The sequence below is a fragment of the Streptomyces sp. NPDC085866 genome (assembly GCF_044541035.1).
Classification (GTDB): Bacteria; Actinomycetota; Actinomycetes; order Streptomycetales; family Streptomycetaceae; genus Streptomyces.
The window spans coordinates 353,541-380,173 of the sequence record NZ_JBITSQ010000009.1 but is presented as its reverse complement, the minus strand read 5'-3'; the positions used below and the strand labels follow the sequence as shown (position 1 = coordinate 380,173).

The window sequence follows — 26,633 nt, the reverse complement described above, 5'->3', positions numbered from 1 at the left end:
AGTACGGGACCGGGTTGGTGGTTCGGCCGCTGGTGAACGCCGATGCTCGGGAAGGCCCTGTCCGCATATGCTCCGGCCATGGTTGATCAACACATGGTCGACGTCGGCGGGGTTCGGCTGGCCTATCAGGTGTCGGGTCCGCCGGATGCTCCACCGCTCGTACTGTTGCACGCGATGGGCGAGAATGCCGCCGACTGGGCGACGGTTGGGCCGACCCTCGCCCGGAGTCGGCGGGTGTACGCCCTCGATCTTCGCGGTCACGGCCGAAGCGACTGGCCGGGGGACTACTCGCTCGAACTCATGCAGGCCGATGTGCTCCGCTTCCTGAACGCACTGGGACTTGACTCAGTGGATCTGATCGGGCACTCCATGGGCGGGATCGTGGCCTACCTGCTCGCGCAGGACTGTCCGCAGCGGGTGAGCCGGCTCGTCCTGGAGGACGTTCCCATCCCGCCCCCACGGAAGCGGACCACCCCGACCAGGCCGGACGGCACCCTGGCCTTCGACTGGGAGATGGTGCTGGCAGTCAGACGGCAGATCGACGTGCCCGATCCCAGGTGGCTGCAGCGACTCAGCCGGATCAACGCCAAGACCCTCGTGCTTGGCGGCGGCCCGAACAGTCATGTTTCCCAGGACGGCGTCGCCGAGCTCGCCCGCTGCATCCCCGGCGCGCGAGCGGCCACCATCCCCGTTGGCCACCTGATCCACCACGCAGCCCCGGAGGCGTTCGGCGAGGCGGTTTCGGCGTTCCTGGAGGAGCGCCTCCGCCCTGCCCACCGATCATGAGCGCGGTCACAGGCCGTGCCGTGGGGATCGCCGTACGGGCACCGCGCCGGCCGAACGGCAGCCGCGATCCGGCTGTGACTCCGCTCATGATCCGCGAGTCTGAATGACTGTCACAGCTGACGTATACGCTGCGAGCGATCTACGTCCAGCTGACCGGAAGGCAAGATGACCCGCACCCCTCGTCCGACGGTCGAAGCGATACTCGCCGTGCTTCCCGAACTCGGTCCCCACGCGCGCGACGCGGTCATATTGCATCCCGAGCGGGCAGAGCCGGACTGCCGGAACAGTTCCATCGGCGGACCACTGCTGTGGCCGAGTGGCGAACCGTGGCCCGAGTGCTCCTTGCCCGACGTGAACTGCCCTGCCGACGCGCCTGCCACGGCCATGGTGCCGGTCGCACAGATCTTCCGACGTGACGTGCCGGGACCCTGGTGGCCCGCCGGTATCGACCTCTTGCAGATCCTTTGGTGTCCCAATGAACACTGGGATCCTCCGGCCCAGCAGGCCGACGTCAGCCCTGTGCTCGAGGTTCGATGGCGTCAGGCCGCCGACGTGGTCGACCAATTGACGACTCCGCCGCCGCCCTCCCGGTACGAGGAGGACGGCTACCTGCCGCAGCCATGCGCCATCACCGCCGAGCGCGTGACCGACTTCCCTTTCCGTGAGGAGCTGTCGGCAGAGCTCCGTCCGCGGCTTGAGGAACTGGTCCGCGAGACCGGCGACGGCGGTGACGTCATCACACGCCTCGCCGGCTGGAAACTCGGCGGCTGGCCAACATGGCACCTGACGCATCCCACAGTCTTTGCCTGCCGTGACTGCGGCACGACCATGACACTCCTGTTCACCGTGGCCAGCGACGACGAGACAGGGGTTGTCGTCGGCCGGTGGGGAGACTTGCGCATCTTCACCTGCCCCGCCGACTACCGTCACGCGTATCAGGTAGACCTGCACTGACCTGCGGCTCATCCCCCGCGGCACGACCCATCGGACGGGCTCCAGCTGGTCCCGCTCCGGAAGTTGGCGGGAAGCGCCCCGGAGCCGGCTGACCCGAAGACCACGGCCGAGGGGCCGGTACCCGACGGCACACCGTCCGGTACCGGCCCCTGGGCAGGGCTTCGGCGCTCAGTACCAGAGCTGGTACTTGTTGCCGTCGTTGCACTCGTGCATGTAGACGGAGTTGCCGTTGCTGTCGAGGCACTCCCGGGTCTGCCGGTTGCGCAGCTTCCAGTTGCCGCCCCCGACGCTGATCTCGTCCCAGCGCTGCCAGTTGTTCCCGCTGCACGGCTCCATGTAGGCGTCATGGTCGGTGTAGGCCGTCAGGCAGTAGCCGGTGTCCGCCGAGCTCTTCTCGAGCCAGCTGCCGTCGCCCTGGTGCACGTCGTGCCACTGGGTCCAGACGTCCGAGCTGTAGGACACCGTGACGTCGTCCGGGTGGTTGCCGGCCCACGTCACCATCAGGGCCTTGCCCGAGTCACGGTGCACCCAGTGCACGTCGCCGTCGGCGTGCGCCGCCGTGGTCATGGTCAGCGCCAGGACCGGTGCGAGCGCGGCGGTTCCGAGAACCTTGGCTATGCGGGCGGTGTTGATGCGCATGGGAAATCCCCCTGTGTGTCGTTGTTCGTGGTCGAAAGGGTGTACGGGAAAGAGCCGACAGCTCAGTACCAGAGCTGGTACTTGTTGTCGTTGTTCCAGCCGCCCGGGCCGAGGTAGACGCTCCTGCCGTTGCTGTCGAGCCAGCGGCCCGTCTGCTTGTGCTGGAGCTTCCAGGAGGAGCCGGTCCAGCGCTCGTACCAGCGCTGCCAGTCGTTGTTCGGCTGGCAGGGCTCCATGTACACGTCGTCGTCGGAGTAGGCGGTCAGGCAGTAGCCCCGCCAGGCCTGGGCCTGCGGCTTCATCAGCCAGGTGCCGTCGTTGCTGTTGTACTGCTCGTACCAGCCGTGGCCGACGTCGCACCCGTTCATGCCGACCTCGTACGGCTGGCCGGCGCCGTTGATGACGATGGCCAGGCAGTTGTCCGACGGCCGATGGTGCCAGGTCACGACACCGTCGGCCGACGCGGTGCCCGCACCGGCAAGGGTGAGCGCCGCAACCGCGAGCGCGGTCACAACTGCCTTGCGGGCATGCTTGATTGACATGGGTTCCCCCGGAGACTGGTGGTCGTTTCGGTGGCGAGCGTAATGGGCCGTTCGCCCTCCGCAGGACGCCCCGAACCGTCCCGCGCCGTCTCGGGACAGCGCGTCCCGCACCCCGTACGTCCCGCACCCCGTACCGTCCCGCGCCGTGGACCGTCCCGCGCCTCGGATCGTCCCGCGTCGTCTCGGGACGGCGCGTCCCGCGTCCCGGGACGGCGTGGGACGGAACCCCCTCGGCCTGGCAGCGGTTGATGTCGGGAACGCAATGCATCGCCTGGTTGGCCATGGCCCGGCCGAAGGAGGAGGTTGGTGCGTCAGTAGTTGCGACCCAGCTGTAGATGGCCTAGGCCAGGGCGTCTTGGCCGGCGGGGGTGCTCCTGCCCCTGGGACAGGCCGCAGCCACCGGCGGGCGTACGGCTTCGAGTCACCTAGCCGGAACCAAGAGCGGCCCGTCGTTGCCACCGGCCGTGCCGAGCCTCCTCACGGCCGCGAACCCTGGCGGTGCATCGGTGGCCGATCGAGGACTTCGACGTACATGATCCGGCCGTCCACGACGTCCAGGCACAGCATGCCTCGCGAGGGCAGGAGCGGCACGCAGCGGTGGCCGGCACCATATGGCTGCCCCTGCGGATGAGGTGCGGTCTGGAAGCTCTGGCAGAACTCGTCGCCACAGCCGCACTCTTCGACCAGACGAAGATCCCATGCACAGATGGCCAGCTCGCGTTCGCCCTCGTTCTCCAGGAGAGTGATCAGCTCTGCGACGAGATCCGGGAACACTTCGCGGACGAGGGGGTGGTCCTGCTCCATGAGCGGAGGCTAGCCGGATGCGTCGTCCAGCGCGCGGGAGATTGTTTGCGGGACAGCCCTTGGCCGGCTGCACGCGGCGGCCCCCACCCGGTGTCAGTGCCCAGGGATACGCTTCCGGCTTTGACGGCCCGCGCACGTCGGGTCGCTTCTGAAGAGGGGGTGCCATGAGCTTCCACATGCATCTGCGCGCCGTCCGGAGCTCCGAGGTCCGGCTCGATTACGCCTGGCTGGAGGAGTTCATGGGGGCTGCCTGGGACTGGGACGTCCATCGAGCGGAGTTTGCCGCGGGGATTGCGGAGTCCATCGAGAAGGACTTCGGTTCGGTGCACAGACTCTACGAGGCGGGCAGTGGTCTCTCCGAGGGGCGAGAGGGAACGTGGGAACTGCCCGTCTTCGGCGGTGACATCGTCTACCACCGTGACGAAGAGCAACCGCCCTTCGTCCATCTGAGCCCGGACATGGTGCGGCAAGCGTCAGCCTTCCTCTCGGAGGTCTCGTTCGACGCTCTCTGGGAGTCGGCGGGTCCCAAGTTGCACAGAGCGTTCGGTCCCGACTGGGCTGAAGAGGATGTCAGGGACATCTACATCCGGCACCATGCTGACCTCCGCGCCTTCTACCAGCGCACCGCCATGGCCGGAGATGCAGTTGTCAAAGCGTTCTGGTACTGAGGGCCGTCCCGGACGCCGCGTCCGGGTATTTTTTCTGCATGAATGGGCGGTATCGCCGCCGTCCGTCGCTAGGGTCGTCGCACCGGCCACCGTCGTGCCGTCCCAGCAACCGGGGCGGCCGGCCGACAGCCTTGAGGAGCTCGTATGCAGTACTACGACCTCGGCAGCCACGGCCGGCGCGTGACGACGTCGTCCGCCGAGGCGCAGAATTGGTTCGACCGTGGGCTGAACTGGACGTACGCCTTCAACCACGAGGAGGCGATCCGCTGCTTCGAGGCCGCCGCCGCGGCGGATCCCGACTGTGCCATGGCGGACTGGGGCGTGGCCTACGCGCTCGGTCCCAACTACAACAAGCCCTGGGAGTCCTTCGACGAGCAGGACCTGGGGCGGAGCGTGGAGCGTGCGCACGCCGCCGTACAGCGCGCCCACGCGAAGGGGGTCGGCGCCACCCCCGTCGAGCAGGCGCTCATCGACGCATTGCACGCTCGCTATCCACGGGCCCAGTCCCCCGATGCCGAGGACTGTTCCGTGTGGAGCGCCGCCTACGCCGACAGCATGGGCTCCGTCCACCGACTGGCGCCCGACGATCTCGACGTGGCCACCCTGTACGCCGACGCCCTGATGAACCTCACGCCCTGGCAGCTGTGGGACATCCGCACGGGCAGGCCGGCCCCGGACTCGCGCACCACCGAGGCCAAGGCGGTACTCGATCGGGCGATGGCCACGGAGGCGGGTGCCCGGCACCCGGGCCTGCTTCACATGTACATCCACCTGATGGAGATGTCCCCGACCCCCGAGGCCGCCCTGTCGGTGGGCGACCGGCTGCGCGGCCTGGTGCCGGACGCGGGACATCTCCAGCACATGCCGTCCCACCTGGAAGTGCTCTGCGGCGACTACCGCCGGGTGGTCTCCGACAACGAAGACGCGATCACGGCCGACGAGAAGTTCCACGCCCGAGCCGGGGCGATGAACTTCTACACCCTGTACCGGTGCCACAACTACCACTTCAAGATCTACGGCGCGATGTTCCTCGGCCGCTTCCAGGACGCGATCGACACGGCGGACCGGCTCGAAGCGGCCGTGCCCGAGGAACTTCTGTGCGTGGACAGCCCGCCCATGGCGGACTGGCTGGAGGGCTTCCTCGCGATGCGGGTGCACGTGCTCATCCGCTTCGGCCGCTGGGACGACATCCTGAGCCTTCCGTTGCCCGCCGACGCGCAGCTGTACTGCGTGACCACGGCCATGCTGCGGTACGCGCGCGGAGTCGCACTCTCTGCCACCGGCCGGGTCGACGAGGCGGACGCGGAACGTGAACTCTTCCGCGAGGCGGTCGCCCGGGTCCCGCAGACACGAATGCTGTTCAACAACACCTGCACGGACATCCTGGCGATCGCCGCGCAGATGCTGGACGGAGAGCTGGCCTATCGCAAGGGGAAGCACGAGACGGCGTTCGCGGCACTGCGCCGGTCGATCGAACTGGACGACGGGCTTCCGTACGACGAGCCGTGGGGGTGGATGCAGCCCACCCGGCATGCATACGGCGCACTGCTTCTCGAACAGGGCCTGGTCGCGGATGCCGAGGCCGTCTACCGCGCCGACCTCGGACTCGACGACACGCTGCCGCGCCCACTGCAGCACCCGGGCAACGTCTGGGCCCTGCACGGTCTCCACGAATGCCTCGTGCGGCTCGGCAAGGAGGGTGAGGCGCTGATCGTTGCCCAGCAGCTGAAGATCGCCGCGGCCATGGCGGACGTTCCGATCGAGGCGTCCTGCTTCTGCCGTCTGGAATCCGCCTCGGGTTCCGCGTCCGGGGACGGTTGCTGTACCGAGGGGTAGCGAGCGGCACAGACCGCGGCCCCGGAGCCGGTACGGAACGGCTGCCTCGTCCCGCCCGGACCATGAACAGAGCGAAGGTCGCTCTTATGCGTCATCAGCCCTGAGCCGGCCGATCATCACGATCGGCGCCGCTCGGGCCCAGCCGTACGCAGCATTCCCCGGGCTCGGCGGCGAGGACGGCCTGGATTCCGTTGACCTGCAGGCCGTCGAGGTAGCCGCTGAGGAACGCCTTGTTCATGCCACACACCAGCTCGGGGGCTTTCGCGGCCAGCGGGTGGAAGGGGCAGTTGTGCAGGCGGAGCTGGGTCGGGGTTTCCCGGACGGGCTCGTAGCCGTACCGGTCCAGCAGGCTCTCGCAGGCGGTCAGCCCACGCTCGGGGCCCAGTCGGCCCGGGCGGGTCTCGTCGCGGGCGGCCTCGCCCATCTGCCGACCGCGCCGCTCGGCGGTCCGTACGGCCGCCTGCGCGGCGTTTTCGCCCGCCTCCTCGGTCAGGACGGCGTCCAGGAGCAGATCCGCCAGGAACTCGTGGCGCCGGTCGGGGATGCTCACGGTGATCTGGGCATCGGTGGGCTCGTACACCTTCGGCTGTCTGCCGACCTTGCGGATCCCGCCGGGCGTTTCGTAGCGGGCCCGCAGCAGGCCGGCGTCGACGAGTTTGTCGAGATGGAAGGCGGCGAGTTTGCGGGAGATGCCGACGCTGGCGGCGGCCTCGTCGCGGGTGACGGCGCGACGGGCGCGCCGAACGAAGGTGAACATGCGCCGCCGCGAGTCCTCGCTCAGGACGCTGACGGAGTCGATCGCGGTGTCGACCGCGGTCCCGGCGACGGTCTCGGTCGCGTCAACTTGCGGAGTCAGGTCTGGAGCCACGAGACCACGGTAACTCCCATGTGGGCGGGCACAAGAGCCGTTTTGACGCCCTGTGCTGTGCATCTTGACGTCCCACCCCAATAAGGCCAACAATTGCTGGTGAAACTAGTGGGAGGTTGCGATGGTCACTGAGTCGCGGCTTCAGGCGAAGCGTCCGGTCAGCGCCTCTCTCGCCGGCCCGTACGGCCACCCGTTCCACCCGATCCTGGTCACGGTGCCGATCGGCGCCTGGGTGACCAGTCTGGTGTTCGACATCGCTTCCCATGTCGTGCACCGTCCCGGATTCCTGACCCAGGGCTCGGAGTGGTTGATCGCTGTAGGCGTGATCGGAGCTCTGTTGGCGGCCGCGGTCGGATTCCTCGACCTGTTCGCGATTCCGACCGGCACTCCGGCCCATCGCACCGCCTTGGTCCACATGACGCTGAACCTGGCGGTGACCGCCGCCTACGCCGTCAACTTCCTGTGGCGCCACAGCACCTACACCGATGGCGGGAGTGTCGGCGTCGGCAAGCTCATCCTGTCCGCGCTCAGCGTGGCGGCCCTGAGCGTCTCGGGTTTCCTGGGCGGCAAGCTCGCCTACCGCTACGGCGTACGGGTCGCGGACGAGAGCACCCAGGCCGAGGGATTCATGCCGGACCACAGCGCGCGTAACGCAGGCTCCGGCATGTGACCGGCCCACACGCACCGTCCACGGCCGCCGGTGTCGCCCGGCTGCCTTCGACACGGTCATCACCAGGAGTTCCCCATGGACATCGCCGCACTGATCGCCTGGGTGGTCACCGCCCTCGGCGGGTTCTACATGCTCGGCACCTGGATCCAACGGGGCGGAGTCCAGCAGCAGCAATCCGGTACCAGCCACCTGCCCGCACCGGCCGTGTTCGGGCACTTCGCCCTGGCCGCGATCGGGCTGGTGGTGTGGATCATCTATGTCGTGGCCGACAAGACCGCCCTGGCCTGGACCTCGTTCGCTCTACTGCTGCCGGTCGCCCTGCTGGGATTCGTGATGCTGGCCCGTTGGATCCCTGTATACCGAGACCGCGCCGCCGCCGGAGCGACACCAGCTACGGCAGCAGCTCAGGGAGCGGAAGGGGCCGTCCCTGCCGAAGGCCACTTCCCGCTGCCGGTCGTGATTGCCCACGGGCTGTTCGCCGTGGCCACCCTCGTCCTGGTCCTGCTCACTGCCCTGGGCATCGGCGGCAGCTGACGAGCCGAGCACTCGTGCGCGTGCGACTGACGATGCGGTCGGGCCCGCCACAGCCGCGCCCGCATCGGCTTCGTCCGCTGCCAGTCGGTGTGAGGTGGTGTTGGGCGATACGAGGGTCACCGGGCCAACTTCTTTGTGTCATCAGCCAGTACGGCGGCCGGACAAGGGCGGAGCAGACTCTCTGCCACGACCGCGCCCCGGCGAGCCTCTGCATCCGGAGGGCGGGCGTGGCCACGTACAGGACGATTCACTGGAGGGGGCAGCACGTGAGCGTGCAGCAGTACGACGAGATCGGCGAGGCATTCGAGGGGTTCAAGTCCCTGCCGCTGATGCGCTGCGGGGAGGTACCGAGCTTCCTGGGCATGGTCGGGGACGTGAGCGGCAAGTCGGTTCTCGACCTGGCGTGCGGCACCGGCTTCTACAGTAGGGAGTTCAAACGGCGCGGTGCCACGGAAGTCTTCGGAGTCGACATCTCGGTAGAGATGATCGCCGCCGCGCGGGAGATCGAGCAGCGTGACCCGCTGGGTGTGCGTTACGAGGTCGGTGGCGTGGCCGAACTGCGGCCGCTCGACCGGCGCTTCGACATGGCGGTGGGAGTGCAGTGCCTCAACTACGCCGCGGACGTCGCGGAGATGGAGCGGATGTGCCACAACATCCACCGGGGCCTGGTGCCCGGTGGAGAGTTCTTCGTGCTGGCCCAGAAGCCCGACTACCGGTTCGACTGCGCGTCCCTGGACAAGTACGGCTTCCTCTGCGAGCCGACCGGCGAGGAAATCGAGACGGGTCCGCAGGTCCGGGTCACAGCTCTCCTCGACCCGCAGCCGATCAGCATCGTCTCCGCGGTCCCGCGCCGCGAGGTCTACGAGAAGTGTCTGCGGGCGGCCGGGTTCAGTGACGTGGAGTGGGTTCCACTGGAGGTGTCCGAAGCCGGCATCCGTGAGTTCGGCGAGGACTTCTGGGCAGACCTCCTCGCGCACCCGCCGCTGGAGATGCTGCGCTGTCGTGCCTGACCGACAGACTGGCCGGACCTTGAGTACGGTTCCGCGCCGCGGAAGGCCTCGGGAGGCCCGAACTCGCTGGAGCTGTCCGGGTGCAGCCAGGGAGGTGGCGGCGGCGATGTCCGCCCGGCCGGTGTCCTGGTGGCGGATCTCGTTGTAGATGTCGGCGGGGAAGCTCCGATCGGGACCGTATGGCACAAGGCGGTTCCTGGAGAGGCATTACTGAGGCGCCTCCCTGGAGATCCAGAGGGAGGCTGTCGCCGATGGCCTGCGCGCGGCAGTCAACCGAGTACGCGTGCCCGCTCCTTGCCGCGCGACTGCGCCGATCCGCCGCGCTCCCCCGCCGACCTACCGTCTCCGCATGCGTGAGGAGACCGACTGGAGAAGCCGGCCAACGAGCCGGCCAAGCTGTCCTGATCGGGACACTGCAGGTTCAGGGGGCGTTTACGCAGGTCACAGCACATAGTTGACGGGCCGTCATGTCGCGCGGACGTGCACCGAAGCCCCGCCCCCGAGCCGGCTGTCAAGGCCGCGTCAAGACTACCCCCCTCACCGCTCTCAGCCGGATAAACGTTCACTCAAGGGAGCCCTCGGTCGGGCAAAGAGGTCTACTCGCATAGATGATCCCGGTGCTGTCATGCTCACGATCGCCCGGAATTCTGCCGGGCACCGCACCGGGAGACCCCCACATGTCCCGAACACCGCGCGCCCTGGTGACCACCCTCTCCACCCTCGCACTCGCCGCCGCGGGCCTCACCGTCACCACCGGCTCCGCCCACGCCGCGAGCTGCAGCCAGGCCTACCTCCCCCTGCCCGACCCGGTCTGTACGCCCGGCGCCCTCAACCCCGACGTCACCCAGGACACGATCGACTCGACCATCTGCGTCTCCGGCTGGACCGCGACCGTACGCCCCTCCACCTCGTACACCAACGCGCTGAAGAAGAAGCAGATCGCCGAGTACGGCTACTCCGACACCAGCCTCTCGGACTACGAGGAGGACCACTTCGTCCCGCTCGAACTCGGTGGCGCTCCGAGGAGCGAGGAGAACCTCTGGCCCGAGCCGCACTACGGCGACGGCACCTCCTCCGAGAAGGACAGCGTCGAGAACAAGCTGAAGAAGGCCGTCTGCGCCGGTGAGGTCAGCCTCGACGACGCCCAGAACGCCATCATGACCGACTGGACGACCGCGCTCTCCAGTCTCGGCCTGGGCTGAGCCGTCGCTGCCGGTAGGGGGCCGACGTCCTCCCCTGGACCAGCCGGTCCCCTACCGCTCCTGCCGCGGAGGCAGGTCAGGTGCCTCCGCGGGCACGGAGAGCTTCGGAGGGACTGCTGCCGTACCAGGACATGATCCGGAAGCAGTGATCCCTGGGCCACAATGCCCCCATGACCGATGATCTGTCCCGCATTCCCGCCCGTCCGCTGCTGCGTAGCCCCGAGGACGGTGAACTCATAGACGTCGCGGGTGTCGCACACTTCTTCCGGCTCACCGGCGAGCACACGGGCGGGCACTTCGCCTTCGAGGAGTTCAGCCTCGCCCCCGGCACCATCGGTGCCAGGCCGCACGTGCATGAAGGCCACGACGAGTACTTCTACGTCCTGGAGGGCGAGTTGACGCTCCACACCGGGGACGGCGAGGTGACCGCCGGTGCCGGGCATCTGCTCGCCGCGACCCGCGGCACCCCGCACGGCTTCCGCAATGCAGGATCGGTCCTCGCTCGCGCCCTGTGCCTCTACACCCCTGCCGGTTACGAAAACTACTTCCGTGACGTCCACGCCGCCGTGAGCGCGGGGGCCGAAGCCACCGATGAGCTGCTGGCCGAGTTCCGCAGCCGTTACCGGACCAAGTCCTACCAAGCTCCCGTGGACAGGCCCTGAAGCGTGTCTCTTTGACGCGACCCGTCCGCCGGAACCTCCCGAAGAGAAGCTGCATCTACCTGTCCGCAGAGGCAGCGGGCCTCTCCACGGGGGATGTTTTGATAGCACAGCGAAAAGCAACGATCCTGATACTCGTCCTGGGGGTGCTGCTCGAGTTGACCGCCTGCCTTTGGGTTCACCCCCGCCCCGCCGCCTGCGGATCACCTCAGCTGCGCTGGAAATGGACTCGCCTGTCCGACAAGCCGGCAGGCGCGCCGGCGGCCATGCTCAGCGCCAGGAACAGAAGTGCAAAGCCCTGCGCTTTCGACGGCTACCCGCAGATGCATGTCTGGGTCGGCAAGGCGCAGGACGTGGAGTCGGAGCCGAAGAAGGAGGCCATACCGGTCCGGCTGGTACTGAACCCGGGCCAGACGGTCGACTTCCCGCTCTTCTACCAACCGAACGACGTCCCGGGCGAGAGCTGCTGGATCGCGGGGAACTACAACGCCTCCAGCGACGTGGCGGCGCCCCACCCCGCCCAGCACGACTACGGTTCCTTCGTGCACGTGACCAACGCGGAGGGACACCGACTGCCGACCCAGGTGTGCAGCGACACCATCCGGTTGGGCCTGCCTCACCTGCGCTGAAAGTTGTCCCGTAAGTGATCTGTGGAGTGTTGGCCGACCTGCTCGTCGTAGCGGGATCGGTGTGTGCAGGTCGGCGACGCAGAGGGGTCAGCTCTGGTTCACCGGCCACACCGCTGCCGGGTCGCAGTGGGCCGGGCACGCCAGCAGGTAGACCTCGTTGCCGAGAAACAGCCCGTAGGTTTCGGCTCCGACACCGTAGGGCTGCTCTGGTCGGCCGGGATGGACGGCGAATTCCATGTCCTCCGGCACCTGGCAGAGGTACACCAGATCGGCGCCTCACGCGCACCTGTAGTACTCGGGATCCTGCGCCCAGGAGGGCGTGCCGCCCATCTTGAAGGTCTGGGCTCCCAGCCCTCGCGGGTTGGGGGTGTCGGTGAAGGGGCGCAGCGTCAGCGGCAGGGCGCACAGGGACGGTTCGGCCTCCGCCGCCGGCAGCGCCGCGTGGCGCTGGAGCAGCACACGCCAGAACGGGCGTGGGTGGGGCGGCTGCGGAGCGTCCCAGTACCGGGGTACGAGCCGACCATTGGCCAACTCGGGGTCGGATGCGTGGCCCTCCGGGTACGAACGGGGGGCGGCGCACCGGGAGGAGGTCATCCCGGTACGGAGCAACTGGATACACATCGCGGAACGTGGGTGGAGGCATGTCTCGGACATCCGGTTGGCGCCGGCGCAGCCGTGTGCCCCAGCGGCCGTGGACCGCATGATCGCCAGACTCTCCGAGGAGCGGCTGATCATCCTGGCGTGAGGCCGACCAGGAGCCCAGGCAGGGTCAGCTGTCGGGAACGCCCTCGGAAAGTCCCTCGGCGAACTCCCACCAGGCGAGGGGGATCCAGTCGCCGTCCACGAAGGCGTCGACGGACGAGCCGCGGCCGCTGATGGCCACCGGTGTGCCCGGCGGGTACATGGTGCCCGAGATGCCGGGCACCGGGACGAGCAGGGTCCCGAAGCGCTGATTCACTTTCCTCGTCCTCCCATTCGGCGCGAGGTTGAAATCGGAATTTAATTGACAATAGCTGGACTGTTTCATGTTCCTCTACAGGGGGACCATGAGAGTTGGGTCACGTGAGGCGAACGGCCGCGACCTTTCTACTGCCCGTTCGCACAAGGCTACGTTCGGTTGACGGCTGTTTGGCCTCCGGCAGCGAGCACGCACCGCTCATCGGAGGTGTCATATGAAGGCTGTCGTCTACAAGGGTCCGTTCGAAGTAGCGGTGGAAGAGGTGCAGAAGCCTCGACTTCAGCACCCGAACGAGGTGATCGTACGGGTGACGTCCACCGCCATATGCGGCTCTGACCTGCACATGTATGAGGGGCGTACCGCCGCCGAACCGGGCATCGTCTTCGGCCACGAGAACATGGGCATAGTCGAGGAGCTCGGCGAGGGGATCACCTCTCTCAAGAAGGGCGACCGCGTGGTCATGCCCTTCAATGTCGCCTGCGGTTTCTGCAAGAACTGTGTGGCCGACTACACCGGATTCTGTCTCACCGTGAATCCGGGCTTCGCCGGTGGTGCATACGGCTATGTGGCGATGGGGCCGTGGACCGGAGGCCAGGCCGAATACCTGCGCGTACCGTATGCCGACTTCAACTGTCTGAAGTTGCCGGAAGGCACCGCGAACGAGTCCGATTTCATTCTGCTCGCCGACATCTTCCCGACCGGCTACCACGGCAACGAACTCGCCCAGGTCTCCCCGGGTGAGAGTGTCGTGGTGTACGGCGGCGGGCCCGTCGGACTCATGGCCGCCTACTCGGCGATGATCCGCGGTGCGTCGAAGGTGTTCGTCGTCGACCGCGTGCTCGAGCGGCTGCAGAAGGCCGAGGAGATCGGCGCGATCCCGATCAACTTCGCCGAGGGCAACCCGGTGGAGCAGATCAAGGAGCAGATGAACGGCGAAGGCACGGACAAGGGCATAGACGCGGTCGGCTACCAGGCCATGGCCAGGGGCGAGAACCGTGAGGAGCCCGCGGCCGTGCTGAACTCGATCATCGAGACCGTCCGGCCGACCGGAGCGCTGGGCATACCCGGCCTCTACGTGCCGGCCGACCCGGGGGCACCGGACGAGCAGGCCAAGCACGGCCGGCTCATGGTCTCGATCGGCAAGCTCTTCGAGAAGGGGCTGCGTCTGGGCACCGGGCAGTGCAACGTGAAGCGCTACAACCGGCAGCTGCGCGACCTCATCATCTCGGGGCGTGCCCGGCCGAGCTTCGTCGTCTCCCATGAGCTGCCTCTGGCCGAGGCGCCCACGGCGTACGAGAAGTTCGACAAGCGCGTCGAGGGCTACACCAAGGTGGTTCTGCACCCGGGGCAGTAGCTCTTCCGCGGCGGCGCCCGCCGGCCGGGGCCAGCCCCGGGTCGGCGGGCGCCGCTCCGCCCTGCTGCGCCTGCGAGAACGCATCGACACGGCCGTCGCCCTTACGGCCGGGCTCAGCGGATCACCAGGGCGTGCTCGCCACGCGGCAGCAGCTCGCCCACGACGGGCGCGCCGGGGATTTCGCCGGCCACCAGCAGGCCGCCGGAGGTCTGTGCGTCGGCCAGGAGCAGCGCCTCGTCCTCGCTCACCGCCGACAGGTCGGTGTGGGGGCGTACCCATGCGAGATTGCGCCGGGTGCCGCCGCTGACGTGCCCCTCGCTCAGCGCCTGCCGGGCCCCGTCGAGGTAGGGCACGGCGTTCGCGTCGATCAGTGCCGTGACCCCGCTCGCCCGCGCGAGCTTGTAGGCGTGGCCGAGCAGCCCGAACCCGGTGACGTCCGTCGCGCAGGTGACCCCGGCGGCCAGCGCCGCTTCGGCCGCCTCCCGGTTGAGCCGTGTCATGGCCTCGACCGCGTGCGGGAACACCTCGCCGGTGGCCTTGTGCCTGCTGTTCAGCACGCCGATGCCGAGCGGCTTGGTCAGGGACAGCGGCGCACCCGGTTTTCCGGCGTCGCTGCGCAGCAGACGGTCCGGGTCGACCAGGCCGGTGACCGCCATGCCGTACTTGGGCTCGGGGTCGTCCACGCTGTGGCCTCCGGCGACGTGACAGCCCGCGGCCGCGGCCACGTCCAGGCCGCCGCGCAGCACCTCGCGGGCCAGGTCGAGCGGGAGGACACCTCGCGGCCAGGCCAGCAGGTTCACGGCGAGGAGGGGACGTCCGCCCGTGGCGTACACGTCCGACAGCGCGTTCGCCGCGGCGATGCGGCCCCAGTCGTAGGGGTCGTCGACCACGGGCGTGAAGAAGTCGGTGGTCGCCAGCACCGCCGTGCCGTCCGGCAGCAGGACGACGGAGGCGTCGTCGCCGTCCTCCAGCCCGACCAGCAGTTGGCCCACGGGATCGCGGACCGGTACGGCGGCCCCGAGGCCCCGCAGCACCTCTTCCAGCTCGCCCGGCGGGATCTTGCAGGCACATCCGCCGCCGTGCGCGTACTGGGTGAGGCGGACGGATGCGCCGGGCGCCGTCGGTGAGGTCATGCAGATCATGATTCCGGATGCGTTCCGTTAGCGCCCGTATACAGCATTTGCGAAGATGGCCGCGTGGCGCGGGGAGGCGTGTCCGGCCTGGTGACCGGCCCGGTCTTCAAAACCGTTGAACGGCAGGAGCTGCCGTTGGCGGGTTCGATTCCCGTCCGCCTCCGCCACGCGTGCCCCGCAGGACGGCCACGGTGAGAGGAAGGGGTGCCATGAGCGATCCGCGCCGTCGCATCCCCGGCACCGACGTCGTGCTGGCCGAGCCGCGCATCGCCGGCGCCGTCCGGAGGCTGGGGCGTCCTCTGGTGAAGGCGGCTGTCGCGGAGGCCCAGCGACGCGCACGAACCGGAGAGATCGCTCCCGAGGACGTGGTGGACGCCGCGCTCGGGCGGCTGCCCGAGCGGGCCTGTGGCCTGCGGCCGGTGATCAACGCCACCGGTGTGCTGGTGCACACCAACCTGGGCCGGGCGCCGCTGTCGGTTGCCGCCCGGGACGCCGTGATGGCCGCGTCCGGATGCACGGACGTCGAGTTCGACCTCGGCGAAGGCCGCCGGGCCCGCCGCGGACGCGGGGCGCTCGCAGCCCTTGCCGAGGCCGTGCCCGATGCCGGAGCGGTGCACGTGGTGAACAACAACGCGGCCGCGCTGCTCCTGTGCGCCCTGGTGATGGCTCAAGGACGGGAGATCGTGATCAGCCGGGGTGAACTGGTCGAGATCGGCGACGGGTTCCGCATTCCGGAGCTGCTGGCTTCCACCGGCGCGCGGCTGCGCGAGGTCGGCACGACCAACCGCACCCATGCCCGGGACTACGCCGAGGCCGTCAACCCCGACACCGGCTTCCTGCTCAAGGTGCACGCGTCCAACTTCCACATCAGTGGTTTCACCGCGGCGGCGGCCGTGGCCGAGCTGGCGGCGCTGGGACCCCCGGTGGTGGTGGACATCGGTTCCGGTCTGCTCGGCCCGCATCCGGTGCTCCCGCAGGAGCCGGACGCCACCACCGCGCTGCGTGCCGGGGCGGCGCTGGTGACGGCCAGCGGGGACAAGCTGCTCGGCGGTCCGCAGGCCGGGCTGCTGCTCGGTGAAGCGGGGCTGGTCGAACGACTGCGCCGGCACCCTGCGGCCCGGGCCCTGCGCGTGGACAAGCTGACCCTGGCCGCGTTGGAAGCGACCCTGCGGGGTCCGGAGCCGCCCGTACGCACCGCACTGGCCGCCGACGCGACCACCCTGCGCGAGCGTGCCGCCCGGCTGGTCGAACGGCTGCGGGCCGAGGGAGTACCGGCGGAGGTGCTGCGCACGGAGGCGGCCGTGGGCGGTGGCGGTGCGCCCGGGGTGACCCTGCCCAGCGCGGCCGTCGGCCTGCCCGCGCCGTACGGCCCGTTGCTGCGCACCGGCGCGGTCCCGGTGATCGGCCGGGTGGAGCGTGGACGGTGCCTGCTGGATCTGCGCACGGTCGGCGCGGAGGAGGAGCAGGCGGTGCTGGAGGCCGTACTCGCCGCACGGCGGTCGCACACGAGCAGTGGACGCCCGGACGCGGACGACCACGGAAGTGAGCGGCCGTGCACGTGATCGCGACCGCCGGCCATGTCGATCACGGCAAGTCGACGCTGGTGAAGCTGCTCACCGGGATGGAGCCGGACCGCTGGGAGCAGGAGCGCCGGCGCGGGCTGACCATCGACCTGGGTTTCGCCTGGACGACCCTGCCCGACGGACCGGAGGTGGCGTTCGTCGACGTGCCGGGCCACGAGCGGTTCGTGCCCAACATGCTCGCCGGTATCGGCCCGGTCCCCGCGGTGCTGTTCGTGGTGGCCGCCGACGAGGGCTGGATGCCGCAGTCGACCGAGCATCTGCAGGCACTGGACGCGCTGGGCGTGCGGCATGCGCTGCTCGCCGTCACCCGCTGCGACCTGGCCGACCCGGAACCGGCCCGGCGACAGGCACTGGCCCGCCTGGCGGCGACCGGCCTGGGGCCGGTCGACTCGGTGACGGTGAGCGGGCGCACCGGCGAGGGCCTGGACCGGCTGCACGAAGGACTGCAGCGGCTGGTGGGAGGCCTGCCACCAGCCGATCCGGATGCGGACGTGCGGTTGTGGGTGGACCGCTCGTTCAGCATCGTCGGCGCCGGCACGGTGGTCACGGGAACGCTGACGGCGGGCACCCTGCGCAGGGATGCGGAGCTTCAGCTGGCGTCCACCGGGGCGGTGACGCGGGTGCGCGGCCTGCAGACGCTGGGCCGGGACACGACCGAGGTCCGCGCCGTGGCCCGCGTGGCGGTCAATCTGCGCGGTGTCGAACACCGGGCGATCGGCCGCGGCGACGCGCTCCTCACTCCGGGCCGGTGGCTGACGACGGCCGAGGTCGACGTCGCGCTGCGCGGCGCCGACGGCAGCGGGGGTGACGCCGGCGAGCGCCGTGACCTTCCACGTGAGCTCGTGCTGCACGTGGGATCCGCCTCCGTCGCCGCCCGGATCCGGCCGCTGGGGACGCACAGCGCCCGGCTGCGGCTGGCCCGGCCCCTGCCGCTGCGCGTCGGCGACCGCGCGTTGCTGCGCGATCCCGGCCGGCACCGGATCGCCGCCGGTGTCGACGTACTCGACGTGACGCCACCCCGGCTGACCAGGCGCGGAGCCGCACGGTTGCGCGCCGCGGAGCTGGCCGGGCTCGCCGATGCGCCACCGAGGGCGGTGGCCGAGGCCATGCTCCGACGGCGGCGCTTCGCGACCGCGGGCGAGCTGCAGGCCATGGGGCTGCCTGAGGTCGGCGAGCCGGTGGGCGACGGCCTGAGGGTTCATCCGGGCGTGTGGCGCGAGTTGGTCGGCTCCCTGCGTGCCGTGGTCGACGAGTGGCGCGACGAGCATCCTCTGGAGTCCGGCATGCCCGTGGAGGCGGTTCGACGGCGGATGCGGCTGCCCGGCGCCGGCGTCGTGGAACGGCTTGCCGGTGCGGCGTCGCTGCCGGTGGTGGAGGGGCGGGTGTGCGTGCCGGGCAGCCTCGCGGTGCTTCCCGAACCCGTCGAGACGGCGATGGCCGCGCTGACCGTCGAGTTGCGGGCTGACCCGTTCGCGGCGCCGGACGCCGCAAGGATGGCGGAACTGCGGCTCGGGGCACGGGAATTGGCTGCTGCGGTGCGCGCCGGCCGTCTGCTGAAGGTGGCCGACGGTGTCTTCCTGCTTCCCGACGGCGACAGACGGGCCGCCGAAGTGCTCGCGGAACTGCCCCAGCCGTTCACCCTCAGTCAGGCGCGGCAGGCGTTGCGCACCACGCGGCGGGTCGCGGTGCCCCTGCTGGAGCTGCTGGACCGCCGGGGTGTCACCGAGCGGCTTCCGGACAACACCCATCGTGTGCGTACCGTGCCGGCCTGATCGGTGTTCCACATGCCCCTGGCGGTTCCCGGCGTTACGTTGGCTGCGACGGCGCAAAGGCACGAGGCGGGAGATCGCCATGGGCCTGTGGCAGTGGATCGACGGATGGCCGGTGTACCGGCAGCTCACCGGTGACGATGCGCTGGGCCGGGGAAGCGCGGCGCGCTCGCGCAGCACCGAACGGATGTCCGCCCGTACCGAGCAGGCCGACAGGGTCGTACGGTCCGTGTGCCCGTACTGCGCCGTGGGCTGCGGCCAGAAGGTCTACGTCAAGGACGAGAAGGTCGTCCAGATCGAGGGCGACCCTGACTCCCCCGTCTCACGCGGCCGGCTGTGCCCGAAGGGCTCGGCCAGCAAGCAGTTGGTGACCGGCCCCGGCCGGATCAGCGCCGTCCTGCACCGGGCGCCGTACGGCACGGGGTGGGAGCGGATCCCGCTCGACCGGGCGATGGACATGATCGCCGACCGGGTCATCGCGACCCGTCGGCAGACCTGGCAGGACACACATCAAGGTGTTCCCGTCCGGCGCACGCTCGGCATCGCCTCGCTCGGCGGAGCGACGCTGGACAACGAAGAGAACTACCTGATGAAGAAGCTCTACACGGCACTGGGCGCGATCCAGATCGAGAACCAGGCGCGGATTTGACACTCCGCCACGGTTCCCGGTCTGGGGACCTCGTTCGGCCGTGGCGGAGCCACGACGTTCCAGCAGGATCTGGCGGAGGCGGACTGCATCGTCATCCAGGGCTCGAACATGGCCGAGTGCCATCCGGTCGGCTTCCAGTGGGTGGTGGAGGCCAGGGAACGGGGTGCCACGATCATCCATGTCGACCCCCGCTTCACCCGCACCAGCGCGCTGGCCGACGTCCACGTGCCGCTGCGGGCCGGGACGGACATCGCCTTCCTCGGCGCCCTGATCAACCATGTGCTCAGCAACGACAAGGACTTCCGCGAGTACGTCGTCGCCTACACCAACGCGCCGGCGATCCTGCGCGAGGACTTCGCCGACACCGAGGACCTGGACGGGCTGTTCTCCGGCTTCGACCCGGAGAGCCGGCACTACGAGACGACCAGCTGGATGTACGAGGGAGCGCGGGCCTCGGCCGCGGCCGGTGACCGGGACCGGTGGCCGGCATCGGGCGACGAGGGCGAACAGGGCGCGGCGGCCCGGCAGCACGGAGGCAAGGAGCTGCGCGAGAGCGGCCGCGCGCACTCGTACGGCTCGGGCGGTCCCGCCCTGGGCGGGAAGCCGGCCATGGACCCGACGCTGCAACACCCGCGCTGCGTGTACCAGGTGCTCAAGCGGCACTTCGCCCGCTACACGCCGGAGTTGGTCGAGGACGTGTGCGGTGTCCCCCGCGAGCTTTTCGCCCGGGTGGCCGACGCGATCACCGCCAACTCCGGGCGCGAGCGGACCACGGCGCTGTGCTACTCCGTCGGCTGGACCCAGCACACGGTCGGGGTGCAGTACATCCGTACCGCGGCCATCCTGCAGTCGCTGCTGGGCAACATCGGGCGGCCGGGAGGCGGCATCCTGGCCCTGCGCGGACACGCCAGCATCCAGGGGTCGACGGACGTCCCCACCCTGTTCGACCTGCTGCCCGGCTACATCCCCATGCCTCACGCCCACCAGCACCAGGACCTGGACGCGTTCGTGGCCGCGGACGCCGGCACGACCGGCTTCTGGGGCAACATGCGCGCGTACGTGGTGAGTCTGCTCAAGGCTTGGTGGGGGGACGCGGCCACCGAGGACAACGACTACCGCTTCGACTGGCTGCCCCGGCTGACCGGCGACCACGGCACGTACCAGACCGTGCTGAACCAGCTCTCGGGCGAGTGCAAGGGATACTTCCTCGTCGGAGAGAACCCGGCGGTCGGATCGGCCAACAGCAAGCTGCAGCGCCTCGGCCTGGCGAACCTGGACTGGCTGGTCGTGCGCGACCTGCGGCTCATCGAGAGCGCGACCTTCTGGCAGGACGGGCCGGAGATCGAGACCGGTGAGCTGCACACCGAGGAGATCCCGACGGAGGTGTTCTTCCTGCCGGCCGCGGCGCACACGGAGAAGGACGGCAGCTTCACCAACACCCAGCGGCTGCTGCAGTGGCACCACACGGCGGTCACCCCGCCCGGGGACGCCCGTAGCGACCTGTGGTTCTACCACCACCTCGGACGGATCATCAGGGAGAAGCTCGCCGGCTCCACCGAGCCACGCGACCGTCCGCTGCTCGACCTCACCTGGGACTACCCGACGTCGGGTCCGCTGGCCGAACCGAGCGCCGATGCCGTGCTGGCCGAGATCAACGGGTACGGCCAGGACGGGCAGCCCCTGTCGTCGTACACCCTGCTGCGGGACGACGGCTCGACCTCCTGCGGCGTCTGGATCTACTGCGGCGTCCACGCCGACGGACACAACCACGCGGCGAACCGCCGGCCGCACGACGAACAGAGCCGGGTCGCCCCCGACTGGGGCTGGGCGTGGCCGGCCAACCGCCGCATCCTCTACAACCGGGCGTCGGCCGACCCCGAGGGAAGGCCGTGGAGCGAACGCAAGCGGTATGTGTGGTGGGACGCCGAGCAGGGCCGGTGGACCGGGGACGACGTCCCGGACTGCGAAGCGGACAAGCCTCCCGACTACCGGCCGCCCCCGGACGCGACAGCCCAGGACGCCCTGTCCGGGACCGACCCGTTCATCATGCAGAGCGACGGCCGCGCCTGGCTGTTCGCGCCGGCCGGGCTGACCGACGGCCCCCTGCCCGCGCACTACGAGCCGTACGAGTCGCCGGTGGACAACCCGCTGTACGGACAGCAGACGAACCCGGCGCTGCAGGCCTACGACCACCCGGCCAACCGGTACCACCGGGCCGGGAGCGAGGTGTACCCGTACGCGTTCACCACCTACCGGCTCACCGAGCACCACACGGCCGGCGGCATGAGCCGTACGCTGCCCTATCTCTGCGAGCTGCAACCGGAGTTCTTCTGCGAGATCTCCCCCGAACTCGCCGCGGAGCGCAGCCTGAAACACCTGGGCTGGGCGACCATCACCACGGCCCGTACGGCGGTCGAGGCGAGAGTGCTGGTGACCGACCGGATCAAACCGCTGCGGGTCCGGGGCCGCACCATCCACCAGGTGGGACTGCCCTACCACTGGGGTCCGAACGGTCTGTCGACGGGAGACGCGGCGAACGAGCTGCTGTCCGTCGTCCTCGACCCGAACGTACGCATCCAGGAGTCCAAGGCGGCGACCTGCGACATCCGGCCCGGCAGGCGTCCACGGGGCCCGGCACTGCGGGCCCACGTGGCGGCCTACCGGCGGCGCGCCGGCCTCCCCGAGGACATCCCGCCGGGCGCAGGAGAGGGGCAGCGATGACTTCCGACCGCAACAGGCTGTCCGGCCCGCTGGCCGACCCCGCCGCGGACGCCGGCTACCCGGACACCCACCCGCCCCGGATGGGCTTCTTCACGGACACCTCCGTCTGCATCGGCTGCAAGGCGTGTCAGGTGGCGTGCAAGGAGTGGAACCTCCTTCCGGCCGAGACCGAGGAACTCGACCTGCTGGGGCAGTCGTTCGACAACACGGGCGCGCTGAGCGCCGACAACTGGCGGCACGTGGCGTTCGTCGAGCAGAAGGTGGCACCGGACCGGCCGCCGGTCGACCTGGGCATGCCGGCCGTCGGGCCACCACCCGGGCACGACGCGGGCTCCGGGGACGGCCAGGTGCGCTGGTTGATGTCCAGCGACGTGTGCAAGCACTGCACCCACGCCGCCTGCCTGGACGTCTGCCCGACCGGGTCTTTGTTCCGCACCGAGTTCGGGACCGTGGTGGTGCAGGAGGACATCTGCAACGGCTGCGGATACTGCGTGCCGGCGTGCCCGTACGGCGTGATCGACATCCGCCCGGGCGACGGCCGGGCCTTCAAGTGCACGCTGTGCTACGACCGTTTGGGGGCGGGCCGGGAACCGGCCTGCGCCCAGGCGTGCCCGACCGACTCCATCCAGTTCGGCCCGCTGGAGGAACTGCGCGAGCGGGCCGACGGGCGGGTGGCCGAGCTGCACGAGCGCGGGGTGGACCAGGCACGGCTGTACGGCCGAGATCCGGGGGACGGTGTCGGCGGCGACGGCGCGTTCTTCCTTCTGCTGGACGAACCCGAGGTGTACGGACTGCCACCGGACCCGGTGGTCACCACTCGTGACCTGCCGTCGATGTGGCGGCACGCGGCCACGGCCGCGGTCGGTGTGGCGGTGAGTGTGGCGCTGTCCTTTCTGGGGCGGGGGACGTGGGAGAGGACGAGGTCGTGACAGGCCGCGGTGAGCGGGAACGGCCCATGGTTCCGCGCGCGGAGTTCCGGTCGTACTACGGCCGGCCGATCCTCAAACGTCCCACCTGGAAGGTGCCGGACGTGCCGGGGTACCTCTTCCTCGGCGGCACCGCCGGTGCGTCGGCGACCATGGCCGCGGTGGCCGAGCTGACCGGTCGTCGGGAGCTGGCCGGGGCGGGCCGGCGGGTCGCCGGCGCCGCGTCCGTGGCCGGCGTCGCCGCCCTGGTCCATGACCTCGGCCGTCCCGAGCGCTTCACGCACATGCTGCGCGTCCTCAAGCCCACCTCGCCGTTGTCGGTGGGCTCCTGGATCCTCGCTCCGTTCTCCACGCTCGCCACCGCCGCGGCCGCCTCGCAGGCCACCGGAAGGCTGCCCGGGCTCGGCCGCGTCGCCGGACTCGGATCCGCCGTCCTGGGGCCGGCGATGTGTACGTACACCGCGGTCCTGCTCTCCGACACCGCCGTGCCGGCATGGCACGACGCGTACCCGGAACTGCCGTACGTCTTCGCGGGCAGCGCGCTGACCAGCGCCGCGGGTGCGGCACTGCTCTGTGCGCCCGGCGCGGACCACGGTCCGCCGATCCGGATGGGCCTGCTCGGCGCGTGCATGGAACTGGCCGCGGTGCGCCGCATCGAGCGACGGCTCGGGCTGGTCGGTCAGCCCTACGTCACGGGCCGGTCCGGGCGGCTGCTGACCCTGAGCAAGGCGCTGGTCGTGGCCGGAGCCGGCCTGTCGCTTCTCACCGGGTGTCGGGCGGCTCCGCTGCTGGCCGGAGGGGCGTACCTGGCAGCGGGACTGTGCACCCGGTTCGGCGTCTTCGCGGCGGGTGTCGCATCCGCTCAGGACCCGATGTACGTGGTGACCCCGCAGCGGCGGCGCCTCGGGGCGGGGGGTGTGGATGCCGCCTAGGTCGTGTCCGAGGGGCCGTTCCTTGATCACTTCTTCGTGTCGCAGGATCCAGGCACCGGTACCAGAATCGAACTGCGGTCCGGAAGAGGCGCTCAGGGGTGCCCGGAGTCCTGCTTTTGCGGCCCGGGCCCCTCACCCCCTGACCGCCCCCGACACCCCCGTCACGCAAGGAGTCACGCCTCATGGTCACCGCCGTCCCCGACACCCTGGAAGGCAAGCCCGTCTTCGTCGGCGGCGCGTCCCGCAACCTCGGTGCGCTGATCAGCCGCACCCTCTCCGACGCCGGCGCCCGTGTGGCCGTGCACTACAACAGTGAATCGTCCGCGGCCAAGGCCCAGTCCGTCGTCGACGAGATCACGGCCAAGGGCGGCGAGGCGTTCTCGCTGCAGGGCGACCTGACACAGCCCGATCAGGTCGAACGGGTCTTCGACGAGGTCGTGAACCGCTTCGGCTCGCTGCACGCAAGCGTCAACACGGCAGGGATGGTCGTCAAGAAGCCTCTCGTCGACGTCACGCCCGAGGAGTACGACCGCATGTTCGCGGTCAACTCCAAGGCCGCGTTCTTCGTGATGAAGGAGGCCGCAAAGCGAATCGAGGACGGCGGCAAGATCCTCACCGTCGTCACCTCGCTGCTGGCCGGCTACACCGGCCTGTACTCCCTCTACGCCGGCAGCAAGGCACCGGTCGAGGACTTCACCCGCGCCCTGTCCAAGGAACTCTTCGGCCGGAACATCTCCGTCAACGCCATCGCTCCCGGGCCGATGGACACCGGCTTCTTCTACCCGGCCGAGACCGACGACTCCGTCGCCTACCTGAAGGCCCAGGCCATGAACGGCGACCTCACCAAGATCGAGTACATCGTCCCCTGGGTGAAGTTCCTGCTCACCGACGGCTGGTGGGCCAACGGCCAGGTCTTCTTCGTCAACGGGGGCTTCACCACCCGTTGAATTCACGGAAGTTCATGCCACGGGGTTGTCACGCAGCCACGCCAGAACCTGCTGGGCATGCACATCGGGCGGGAAGATCGGGTAGAAGACATGCTCGATCACCCCGTCACGGATGACGAGGGTCAGCCGCTTGAACAGCGTCGTCCCGTCCACGTCGAACGTGGGCAGGCCGAGGGCCGCGGCCAGGTTCAGCCGGGGATCGGAGAGCATCGGGAACGGCAGGCGGAGTCGCTCTACGACCTCGCGTTGATAGGCGGTGTCCTGGCTGGACAGGCCGAAGACCCTCCGCGCGCCGGCCGCAAGAAGCTCTTGATGGTGGTCGCGGAAATCGCAGGCTTCGGTGGTGCAGCCCCGTGCTCCGGGGATGGAGTCCCAGCCGTCGGGGAGGTCGGCATCCGGGCGTCCCGTGAGCGGGTAGATGTAGACGATCGTGCGACCGGAGCCAAGGGCATCGATCCGGACGGTCTCGCCCGTGGTGCCGGCCAGTTCGAGGTGGGGTGCCTTCAGACCGGGAAGATGGTCGGCCGCGCCGTCGTCTTCCGGGACGGGCAGGTCCGCAGGCAGGCGGTGGAAGTCGCTCATGGTGTTTTCTCCGTCGTCGGGCGCTGGGCAGCTGCTGTTGCGATGGGCGGCCTGCCTCAGATGCCGTATCAGGGTCGCTCGGCGGCTGGTCAGGGCCTCGATCCGCTCGGTCAGCTCGTCAATGGCCGCCCGATAGCCGGCCAGCGACGCCGGACAGTCGTCGGCGTGCTGCTGTCCGGACGCCAGACACTCCAGGAACGGCCGCGTGCGCTCGACGGGAATGCCGAGGCTGCCGAGAGCCCGGATCTCACGCACCATCCGCACGTCGTCCTCGTCGTAGTCCCGGTACCCGTTGGCGAGACGGCGCGGCGTGATCAACCCGAGCGACTCGTAGTAACGCACCGCTTTGATTGTCACGCCTGCGCGTCCGGCCAGCTCGCCGATCTTCATGCCGCTCATCTCCACGAACGCTAGACCTTGACCTCGAGGGCAAGGTCAAATCGCTCTCCGGAGACTCTCACGGGGTGCCGTGGGCCGGGCCCAGGGCCGGCCCCTGCGAGCCTGGCGCCAACTCCGTTGACGAAGCCGATCAGGGTGCCGTCTTCCCACGCACAGACCCAGCCGAGGCTGTGACGTTCAAGTCGCGCTCGCCAGCCGGTCTGAGCAACCGGGGGGCCGAAGCCGTCGGCGCCTCAGCCGCTGAGGTCGTCTTCCTTGTCACAGGTCATCGGATCCGGCGACGGCTGGACCGAGACCCTCGGGAAGGCGGGCGATCGCAAGGGCGACAGCCTGTTCAGCGGTCTCGGCTTCACCGATCACCCCCTCGTGGAGGAACTTCCGAACCTGATAGGGGCGGCCGTTGTACGCGGGGGTCACAGCAACCTCGACCCTGGACGAATGGCTGGTGCTCGCGCTGAAACCCAGCGTCCAGTGGCTGGAGAACGCAGACGGCTGCCGAAGCCTCGGCTCCGCATGGGCCGCTTCCACGAGCAGGCCGAACTCGGGGAAACCTTGCTCACCGGCAGCTTGCTCCCGCAACGGCCGCCACTGGAGGTCGACCACTGCGGCCGGCCCGATTTCATGCGCCATCGCCAGCTCACCCGAGGACAGAAAGGGCAGGCCACTGCCGCCGGAACGACGTCCGTGAGGTCCGGAGTCGATCCCCGGATGAATTCGACTCCTCGACTCCCTCCGCCCACCAGGAACAGGCGCGTGTCTGCCGCGAGGAGAACGTCGAGCGGTCGGCGGAACGGAACCGGAGGCGGGCTGACCGCCACGACAGACGTCCCCCGGTCGCCGGGCACCACACTCACCTGCCTGGGATTGTCTCCAACTCCC

General features: G+C 69.6%; 27 protein-coding genes, 1 tRNA gene and 1 pseudogene. 18 read left to right on the top strand and 11 right to left on the bottom strand.

All coding sequences use genetic code 11. The annotated features are described in order from the left end of the window. Positions 1 to 93 precede the first annotated feature (93 nt). Together ACIF83_RS24770 and ACIF83_RS24765 are read left to right on the top strand one after the other, a co-directional pair. Complete coding sequence (locus ACIF83_RS24770) at positions 94 to 786, top strand: alpha/beta fold hydrolase (RefSeq protein ID WP_399730018.1); 693 nt, start codon at positions 94 to 96, stop codon at positions 784 to 786. 165 nt (positions 787 to 951) lie between these two features. Beyond that, positions 952 to 1,740 (top strand): hypothetical protein, encoded by a 789-nt coding sequence (locus tag ACIF83_RS24765; RefSeq protein WP_399730015.1) that lies wholly within the window; start codon positions 952 to 954, stop codon positions 1,738 to 1,740. Between the two features lie 168 nt (positions 1,741 to 1,908). Here ACIF83_RS24765 and ACIF83_RS24760 read toward each other — a convergent pair whose 3' ends face one another. From ACIF83_RS24760 to ACIF83_RS24750, 3 genes are all read right to left on the bottom strand, one after another. Further along, positions 1,909 to 2,379, bottom strand: a complete 471-nt coding sequence (locus ACIF83_RS24760; protein ID WP_393479803.1) for a ricin-type beta-trefoil lectin domain protein — start codon at positions 2,377 to 2,379, stop codon at positions 1,909 to 1,911. Positions 2,380 to 2,441: 62 nt separating this feature from the next. Then, positions 2,442 to 2,921, bottom strand: a complete 480-nt coding sequence (locus ACIF83_RS24755; protein WP_393479801.1) for a hypothetical protein — start codon at positions 2,919 to 2,921, stop codon at positions 2,442 to 2,444. Positions 2,922 to 3,398: 477 nt separating this feature from the next. Further along, positions 3,399 to 3,725: a hypothetical protein gene (locus ACIF83_RS24750; protein WP_393479798.1), complete on the bottom strand. Its 327-nt coding sequence runs from the start codon at positions 3,723 to 3,725 to the stop codon at positions 3,399 to 3,401. A 164-nt stretch (positions 3,726 to 3,889) separates the two neighbouring features. Between ACIF83_RS24750 and ACIF83_RS24745 the strand changes: the two genes are divergently transcribed. Together ACIF83_RS24745 and ACIF83_RS24740 are read left to right on the top strand one after the other, a co-directional pair. Further along, the gene (locus ACIF83_RS24745; RefSeq protein ID WP_393479796.1) at positions 3,890 to 4,393 is read left to right on the top strand and encodes a DUF1877 family protein; all 504 of its coding nucleotides are present in this window, start codon (positions 3,890 to 3,892) and stop codon (positions 4,391 to 4,393) included. A gap of 144 nt (positions 4,394 to 4,537) precedes the next feature. Further along, the gene (locus ACIF83_RS24740; protein WP_399730010.1) at positions 4,538 to 6,229 is read left to right on the top strand and encodes a tetratricopeptide repeat protein; all 1,692 of its coding nucleotides are present in this window, start codon (positions 4,538 to 4,540) and stop codon (positions 6,227 to 6,229) included. Positions 6,230 to 6,323: 94 nt separating this feature from the next. Here the strand turns inward: ACIF83_RS24740 and ACIF83_RS24735 are convergent, their stop codons facing one another. After that, on the bottom strand, positions 6,324 to 7,097 hold the full coding sequence (locus ACIF83_RS24735) for a helix-turn-helix transcriptional regulator (RefSeq protein ID WP_399730007.1): 774 nt from the start codon (positions 7,095 to 7,097) through the stop codon (positions 6,324 to 6,326). Positions 7,098 to 7,218: 121 nt separating this feature from the next. Here ACIF83_RS24735 and ACIF83_RS24730 point away from each other — a divergent pair, with 121 nt between their 5' ends. The 6 genes from ACIF83_RS24730 (at position 7,219) to ACIF83_RS24705 (ending at position 11,801) form a co-directional block, all read left to right on the top strand. After that, on the top strand, positions 7,219 to 7,767 hold the full coding sequence (locus ACIF83_RS24730) for a DUF2231 domain-containing protein (RefSeq protein WP_393479788.1): 549 nt from the start codon (positions 7,219 to 7,221) through the stop codon (positions 7,765 to 7,767). Positions 7,768 to 7,842: 75 nt separating this feature from the next. Further along, a complete protein-coding gene (locus ACIF83_RS24725) occupies positions 7,843 to 8,301 on the top strand; it encodes a hypothetical protein (RefSeq protein ID WP_399730004.1) in 459 nt (152 codons plus the stop codon). A gap of 266 nt (positions 8,302 to 8,567) precedes the next feature. Beyond that, positions 8,568 to 9,311 (top strand): class I SAM-dependent methyltransferase, encoded by a 744-nt coding sequence (locus ACIF83_RS24720; protein WP_399730001.1) that lies wholly within the window; start codon positions 8,568 to 8,570, stop codon positions 9,309 to 9,311. A 677-nt stretch (positions 9,312 to 9,988) separates the two neighbouring features. Beyond that, complete coding sequence (locus tag ACIF83_RS24715; RefSeq protein WP_399729998.1) at positions 9,989 to 10,513, top strand: hypothetical protein; 525 nt, start codon at positions 9,989 to 9,991, stop codon at positions 10,511 to 10,513. 170 nt (positions 10,514 to 10,683) lie between these two features. Next, positions 10,684 to 11,175, top strand: a complete 492-nt coding sequence (locus ACIF83_RS24710) for a cupin domain-containing protein (RefSeq protein WP_399729995.1) — start codon at positions 10,684 to 10,686, stop codon at positions 11,173 to 11,175. A gap of 143 nt (positions 11,176 to 11,318) precedes the next feature. Continuing rightward, the gene (locus tag ACIF83_RS24705; protein WP_393479776.1) at positions 11,319 to 11,801 is read left to right on the top strand and encodes a DUF4232 domain-containing protein; all 483 of its coding nucleotides are present in this window, start codon (positions 11,319 to 11,321) and stop codon (positions 11,799 to 11,801) included. Positions 11,802 to 11,888: 87 nt separating this feature from the next. Here the strand turns inward: ACIF83_RS24705 and ACIF83_RS24700 are convergent, their stop codons facing one another. From ACIF83_RS24700 to ACIF83_RS24690, 3 genes are all read right to left on the bottom strand, one after another. Next, complete coding sequence (locus ACIF83_RS24700; protein ID WP_399729992.1) at positions 11,889 to 12,038, bottom strand: hypothetical protein; 150 nt, start codon at positions 12,036 to 12,038, stop codon at positions 11,889 to 11,891. A gap of 39 nt (positions 12,039 to 12,077) precedes the next feature. Continuing rightward, positions 12,078 to 12,395 (bottom strand): hypothetical protein, encoded by a 318-nt coding sequence (locus ACIF83_RS24695; protein WP_399729989.1) that lies wholly within the window; start codon positions 12,393 to 12,395, stop codon positions 12,078 to 12,080. A 175-nt stretch (positions 12,396 to 12,570) separates the two neighbouring features. Beyond that, on the bottom strand, positions 12,571 to 12,759 hold the full coding sequence (locus tag ACIF83_RS24690; RefSeq protein WP_393479769.1) for a hypothetical protein: 189 nt from the start codon (positions 12,757 to 12,759) through the stop codon (positions 12,571 to 12,573). A gap of 214 nt (positions 12,760 to 12,973) precedes the next feature. Here ACIF83_RS24690 and ACIF83_RS24685 point away from each other — a divergent pair, with 214 nt between their 5' ends. Continuing rightward, positions 12,974 to 14,113, top strand: coding sequence for a glutathione-independent formaldehyde dehydrogenase (locus ACIF83_RS24685; protein ID WP_393479767.1), 1,140 nt, complete (start codon positions 12,974 to 12,976; stop codon positions 14,111 to 14,113). A gap of 113 nt (positions 14,114 to 14,226) precedes the next feature. On the opposite strand, the gene selD is transcribed toward ACIF83_RS24685, so the two are convergent. Beyond that, entirely contained in the window at positions 14,227 to 15,246 is a 1,020-nt protein-coding gene (selD, locus tag ACIF83_RS24680) for a selenide, water dikinase SelD (RefSeq protein WP_398140521.1), read from the bottom strand. A 72-nt stretch (positions 15,247 to 15,318) separates the two neighbouring features. On the opposite strand from selD, the gene ACIF83_RS24675 reads away from it, so the two are divergent. From ACIF83_RS24675 to ACIF83_RS24645, 7 genes are all read left to right on the top strand, one after another. Then, positions 15,319 to 15,413, top strand: a tRNA-Sec gene (locus ACIF83_RS24675). 42 nt (positions 15,414 to 15,455) lie between these two features. Beyond that, positions 15,456 to 16,808 (top strand): L-seryl-tRNA(Sec) selenium transferase, encoded by a 1,353-nt coding sequence (selA, locus tag ACIF83_RS24670; RefSeq protein WP_399729984.1) that lies wholly within the window; start codon positions 15,456 to 15,458, stop codon positions 16,806 to 16,808. Further along, positions 16,799 to 18,601 (top strand): SelB C-terminal domain-containing protein, encoded by a 1,803-nt coding sequence (locus tag ACIF83_RS24665; RefSeq protein ID WP_399729981.1) that lies wholly within the window; start codon positions 16,799 to 16,801, stop codon positions 18,599 to 18,601. The genes selA and ACIF83_RS24665 overlap by 10 nt, the downstream gene beginning before the upstream one ends. Before the next feature lie 79 nt (positions 18,602 to 18,680). After that, positions 18,681 to 21,968 carry a formate dehydrogenase gene (fdh, locus tag ACIF83_RS24660; protein ID WP_399729978.1) on the top strand — a complete coding sequence of 1,096 codons (3,288 nt, stop codon included), beginning with the start codon at positions 18,681 to 18,683 and terminating at the stop codon, positions 21,966 to 21,968. Continuing rightward, positions 21,965 to 22,897 carry a 4Fe-4S dicluster domain-containing protein gene (locus tag ACIF83_RS24655; RefSeq protein WP_393479754.1) on the top strand — a complete coding sequence of 311 codons (933 nt, stop codon included), beginning with the start codon at positions 21,965 to 21,967 and terminating at the stop codon, positions 22,895 to 22,897. Before fdh ends, ACIF83_RS24655 begins: the two co-directional genes overlap by 4 nt. 26 nt (positions 22,898 to 22,923) lie before the next feature. Beyond that, complete coding sequence (gene nrfD / locus ACIF83_RS24650; RefSeq protein WP_399729975.1) at positions 22,924 to 23,826, top strand: NrfD/PsrC family molybdoenzyme membrane anchor subunit; 903 nt, start codon at positions 22,924 to 22,926, stop codon at positions 23,824 to 23,826. A gap of 182 nt (positions 23,827 to 24,008) precedes the next feature. Beyond that, the gene (locus tag ACIF83_RS24645) at positions 24,009 to 24,773 is read left to right on the top strand and encodes an SDR family oxidoreductase (protein ID WP_399729972.1); all 765 of its coding nucleotides are present in this window, start codon (positions 24,009 to 24,011) and stop codon (positions 24,771 to 24,773) included. Positions 24,774 to 24,785: 12 nt separating this feature from the next. On the opposite strand, the gene ACIF83_RS24640 is transcribed toward ACIF83_RS24645, so the two are convergent. From ACIF83_RS24640 to ACIF83_RS24630, 3 genes and pseudogenes are all read right to left on the bottom strand, one after another. Beyond that, positions 24,786 to 25,745 carry a redoxin family protein gene (locus ACIF83_RS24640; protein ID WP_393480225.1) on the bottom strand — a complete coding sequence of 320 codons (960 nt, stop codon included), beginning with the start codon at positions 25,743 to 25,745 and terminating at the stop codon, positions 24,786 to 24,788. A gap of 125 nt (positions 25,746 to 25,870) precedes the next feature. After that, positions 25,871 to 25,984: pseudogene (locus ACIF83_RS24635) on the bottom strand (GNAT family N-acetyltransferase); the annotation flags it as partial. 28 nt (positions 25,985 to 26,012) lie between these two features. Further along, positions 26,013 to 26,384: a DUF6193 family natural product biosynthesis protein gene (locus ACIF83_RS24630; RefSeq protein WP_399729969.1), complete on the bottom strand. Its 372-nt coding sequence runs from the start codon at positions 26,382 to 26,384 to the stop codon at positions 26,013 to 26,015. Positions 26,385 to 26,633 lie beyond the last annotated feature (249 nt).